The following is a 4,103-nucleotide window of genomic DNA, read 5'->3' as shown; positions in this document are numbered from 1 at the left end:
GACCGTGCTGTCGGGAGCGGCGCTGGTCGCGTCGACGATCGAGGCCGACGTCCTCCCGTCGCGAGTCGCTGCGTACCGCCCGACGATGCTCGACGAGTTGTGCACGGCGGGCGAGGTGGTGTGGATCGGCGCGGGAGCGGTCGGGGCCCGTGACGGACGCATCCGCCTCACGTTCGCCGATCAGTTGCCGCTCCTCGCCCCCGGTTGGGAACAGCGCGATCGCCCCGACGGCCCGATCCACGAGTCGATTCGGGTGCTCCTCGCCGAGCAGGGAGCGAGTTTCTGGAACCAACTGCGCGGGGCCGCGCCGGCGTCGACCGACGACGAGATCCTGGCAGCGCTCTGGGACCTGGTCTGGGCCGGAGAGGTCACCAACGATTCACTCGCTCCGCTCCGCGCGGTGATCGACGGCGCGCGAGTGTCGTCGAGGAAGGCGCGTTCGTCGCGCGTCGGCGGGCGTCCCCGGCCCGGACGCTTGAACCGCATCGGTCCACCGGCGGGGCAGGGGCGGTGGAGCCTCGTCGCCCCGCTGCTCACACCGGTGCCACACCCGACCGAGGCATCGCACGCGCAGGCGTTGCAGATGGTGGAGCGCTACGGAGTGGTCACCCGCGAGGCGGTGCTCGCAGAGGGAATCACGGGTGGATTCACCAGCGTCTACGGGGTGCTGAAGGTGCTCGAGGAGCGAGGTCAGGTGCGTCGCGGGTACTTCGTCGACGGTCTCGGTGCCGCCCAGTTCGCCGTGCCGGGTGCGGTCGACCGACTGCGCGCCGCGCGTGAGACGCCTGATCCGCACCTGCATCCCGAGGACGTCCCCGACCCGATCGTCCTCGCGTCGACCGATCCGGCCAATCCCTACGGTGGCACGTTGCCGTGGCCCGAGACACCCGGACGACCGGCGCGCAGCGCGTCGTCGCTCGTCGTGCTGCGGGCGGGCCGACTGCTCGCCTGGTTCGATCGTCGTGGTCACCACGCGGTCACCTTCCCCGATTCCCTCGTCGACACGTCGTGGGCGGGAGCGCTCATGTCGCTCGTGTCGCAGGGCCGGGCCAAGGCGATCGAGATCCGCAAGGTGAACGGCGACACCGTGACCGGGGCCGATGCGCCCGACGGTTTCGTCGAGCTCCTCCGCACAGCGGGGTTCGCCGACGGCTATCGCGGCATGACGTTCCGCGGCTGAACGCAGTCCGCATGCGCGCACGGAGGGCGCCTGTCGATTTGACTGTTCCGATGTTGCGCAAGCAGGCGTTCATCGAACGCATCCGGGAGAACCTGTGGTTCTGGCCCGTCGTGACCGCGATCGTGTCGGTCGGCCTCGCCTATCTGCTGGCGCAGGTCGGGCCGTTGGACGACACGCCGGTCGACCCGTTGCTCGTCGACGTGTCCGCCGGTTCGGTCCGCTCGTTGCTCGCCACCCTGCTCGCGGCGATGGTGACGGCCTCGAGCGTCGTGGCGTCGCTGACGATCGTCGCGCTGCAGACCGCGTCGACGCAGTTCTCACCGCGCCTCCTGCGCAACTTCATCCGCGATGGCAGTACCCAGTTCGTGTTGGCCTACTTCGTCGGGACCAGCGGGCTCCTCGTGACGTTGACGATCGAGGCCGACGACGACACGGCGCGGGTGGCGGTCACGGTCGCGTTCGTCGCGGTCCTGCTCAGCGTGGTCGTCATCGCGTACTTCTTCAACCACGTCAGTCAGTCGATCCGGGTCGAGTCGATCATGCACACCGTGATGTCCGAGGCGTGTGAAGCGGTCGAGCGCCTCGATCACTGGTTGGCGACGGGAGTGCCGTGCGCCGATGACGCCGATCGGATCCCTCCTGCGGCGGGGCCGGTGACCGCGAGCCGTTCCGGCTACGTGCAACAGATCGACTCGGCGCTGCTCGGTCGGATCGCTGTCGATTACGGGGTCGACGTGCACGTCGTCCCGCAGCTCGGCCAGGCGGTGACGACAGGCGTGCCGTTCGCATGGACGTGGCCGGCAGCGGGGGAGGCGCAAACGCTGTCCCCGGAGGTCGCGAACTCGGTCGCCTCCGAGATCAGAGGGGCCTTCGAGGTCGGCTACGAGCGCACGATGCACCACGACGTCGGACTCGGACTGCGCCAGCTCGTCGACATGTCGATCAAGGCGATGTCGCCGGCCGTGAACGACCCGTACACGTCCATGCAGGCCGTCGATCACCTCGCGACGATTCTCGTGCGGCTCGGCAGGGTCCAACTCGATGATCACGCGTGGCCCCCGAACGGCCCGTTCCGCGTCGTCGTTCCGGTCGCGAGCTTCTCGGAGTTCGCCGAGCTCGCATGCGATCAGCTGCGCGCGTACGGAGGGCGAGACGCTGCGGTCCGGAGTCGCCTGATGATGATGTTGCGCGACGTGGCAACCGCGGTGCCGGCAGAACACCATCGAGTCCTCCGGCGCCTCGTCGTCGACTGCGGCGACTCGTCCATCGCGATGGATCACGAACGCGATCGTCGACGCGTCGACGAGGTTCGCGACGAGGTGCTCGAATGGTTCGACCACCGGATCGAGCCGAGACACGCCCTCCGTGGAGGGCTGTGACGCGGTCGAGACCCGCCGATCCTCGCCGGTCCCGGCTTCAGCTCGGGGCGACGCTCGAGTCGGGGACCCAGTTTCCGTGGAACCCGAAGGGGACCCGCTGCGGGAGTTGGATCGAGGCGACCTCCGGTCCGGCGATGTCCTCCGCGTCGAGGATCTGCAGTTCGCTCGAGTCGGTAATCGCGTCGTAGACGACGGTGAGGATCCAGCCGGCGTCCTCGGTCGTGCCGTCGGCTTTGGGGACGAACACCGGCTCGGCGCCGCCACGACCGTGGCCGAACTCGTGAGCCGAACTCGAACCGGTCTCGGTGTCGATCTTGAGGATCGCCCCGTGGATGTTGCGGTTGTAGGCATCGCCGGTCGTGAACTCGGACGTGTAGCCGTAGCGGTGCTGCTTGAGCCCGTAGCGCGGGTTGTGTCGCGGGAACTCCTGCGGACGATCGTCGATGCGGGTCTCGCTGACCTTCCTCGCGACGGGGTCGATCACCCAGCGGTCGAGCGTCGAGAGGTTCTCACCGAACGGTCCGTGTCGCTCGTCGATCATGATCGCGTCGTACCGGCAGACGTCGACCACGACCGTTCCGTCGGCCGCGTCGTACGCGTTGAGGGGATGAAACACGTAGCAGGGGTCGACGTCGCACCAGATGATGTCGTCGGCGCCTCCGTCGCGCGGCAGCAATCCGACTCGGCAGGGGCGGTCGGGATCCCACTTGAACGGGAATGCGTAGCCGGCGGTCAGGACGTCGAGATTGACCGTGACCGACAGGTCGTAGATCACCGCGTACTTGTCGGTCAGTGACATGTCGTGGATCATCGGCATGTCGGAGACCGGGATCGCCAGGTTCTTGGTGACCCGCCCGTCGCCGCCGACCACCGTGTAGTTGACGTGGTCGATCAGGTCCGGCCAGTGGTAGTTCACCGAGTGCAGCTCGCGGGTCGAGGGGTCGTACTTCGGGTGAGCCGTGAACGGACCGTCGAGCGTTCCGTGGAACGGGTTGAACCCCTTCGGCTCGAGTTCGTAGCCGAGTTCGACGGGGGGCTGTCCGCCCTCGACCATCGCCCACGTCGTGCCGGCGAACCCGCCGACATTCGTGTTGGCCCCGAACAGCCCGGCGGCGCGGTCAGCGGCGTCGAGCACGAAGCGGTTGCGGTACCACTCGGCGCGCCCGCCGCGGAGTCGGACTCCGTGGACCATGCCGGTCCCGAGGAACCAGTGGTGCTTCGCGGGGTCGTCCACGCTCTCGGGGTTCGGACCGTTGCGCAACCAGCGACCCTCCAGATCGGCCGGGATCTCACCGGTGGTCGGGAGGTCGAAGGCGGTGAGTTCCTCGGTGACGGGTGCGAGGTTCCCGGCGAGGTAGGGGTTGTCGTGCGGGCGGCGGATCGGGAGATCGGTCGTCGTGTCGGGGTCGAGCGTGTCGGTCATGAAGTCCATCCAACACGATCGGTGTACAGCTGTCAACCTACGGCTCACGCATTTCCGAATCCGGGCATCTCGTGAACTCTTCCCGCGCTCCGTGCGCGAAGAGTTCACGAGATCGCAGGGT

The 4,103-nt window shown here is 68.1% G+C and carries 3 protein-coding genes; 2 read left to right on the top strand and 1 reads right to left on the bottom strand.

What is annotated here, in order from left to right:
• Together WBV89_RS15980 and WBV89_RS15975 are read left to right on the top strand one after the other, a co-directional pair.
• On the top strand, positions 1-1,180 hold a 1,180-nt coding region (locus WBV89_RS15980), incomplete at its 5' end, for an Lhr family helicase (protein ID WP_423982338.1).
• Between the two features lie 50 nt (positions 1,181-1,230).
• A complete protein-coding gene (locus tag WBV89_RS15975; protein ID WP_423982337.1) occupies positions 1,231-2,559 on the top strand; it encodes a DUF2254 domain-containing protein in 1,329 nt (442 codons plus the stop codon).
• Between the two features lie 37 nt (positions 2,560-2,596).
• Here WBV89_RS15975 and WBV89_RS15970 read toward each other — a convergent pair whose 3' ends face one another.
• The gene (locus WBV89_RS15970; RefSeq protein WP_423982336.1) at positions 2,597-3,982 is read right to left on the bottom strand and encodes a carotenoid oxygenase family protein; all 1,386 of its coding nucleotides are present in this window, start codon (positions 3,980-3,982) and stop codon (positions 2,597-2,599) included.
• Positions 3,983-4,103 lie beyond the last annotated feature (121 nt).

Origin of the sequence: Ilumatobacter sp., assembly GCF_049588435.1 — a bacterium.
Lineage (GTDB): Bacteria > Actinomycetota > Acidimicrobiia > Acidimicrobiales > Ilumatobacteraceae > Ilumatobacter_A.
Note: the sequence above shows the minus strand (reverse complement) of the source record. Positions and strands in the feature narration are given on the sequence as shown.

What these genes read in the sequence shown, in the direction of transcription:
- WBV89_RS15970 (WP_423982336.1), bottom strand. Translation starts at nt 3,982, where the DNA reads ATGACCGACACGCTCGACCCCGACACGACGACCGATCTCCCGATCCGC.
- WBV89_RS15975 (WP_423982337.1), top strand. Translation starts at nt 1,231, where the DNA reads ATGTTGCGCAAGCAGGCGTTCATCGAACGCATCCGGGAGAACCTGTGG.